The following is a 323-nucleotide window of genomic DNA, read 5'->3' on the forward strand; positions in this document are numbered from 1 at the left end:
CCAACGTCCGGCGGTCTTGGTCTTGGGAAGCGCCGGAGCGGCAAGAGGAACTGCTTGCGCTGTCGCGTGCCGCGAATCATCCGGGTTTCGCGAGCCTCGACAAGGTTCGTCGATGCCATTGAAGTACTCAACCAGTACGCCATCGGCAACCTGAGCCCGGACGCACGCCGCCTGCCCGGCAGCCGCGCGATCCTGCACGAATCCATGGACGCGGCCGAGCAACCCCGACGCGACGCACCCTGGCTGACCAGTATAGGGCCCCCGGCAGGGCGCCGCCGGCGCGGTTCGGATCGCGCATTTGGCCCGGGATGGATACCGGTAGC

At 67.8% G+C, this 323-nt stretch carries 1 pseudogene; it reads left to right on the forward strand.

Going from position 1 to position 323, the window contains the following annotated elements:
- Positions 1 to 219 (forward strand): annotated as a pseudogene (locus ABGA94_RS10735) (hypothetical protein); the annotation flags it as partial.
- Between the last annotated feature and the right edge of the window lie 104 nt (positions 220 to 323).

Origin of the sequence: Stenotrophomonas sp. 3diitr2024, from assembly GCF_042136455.1 — a bacterium.
In the GTDB taxonomy this organism is placed as follows: Bacteria; Pseudomonadota; Gammaproteobacteria; order Xanthomonadales; family Xanthomonadaceae; genus Stenotrophomonas; species Stenotrophomonas sepilia.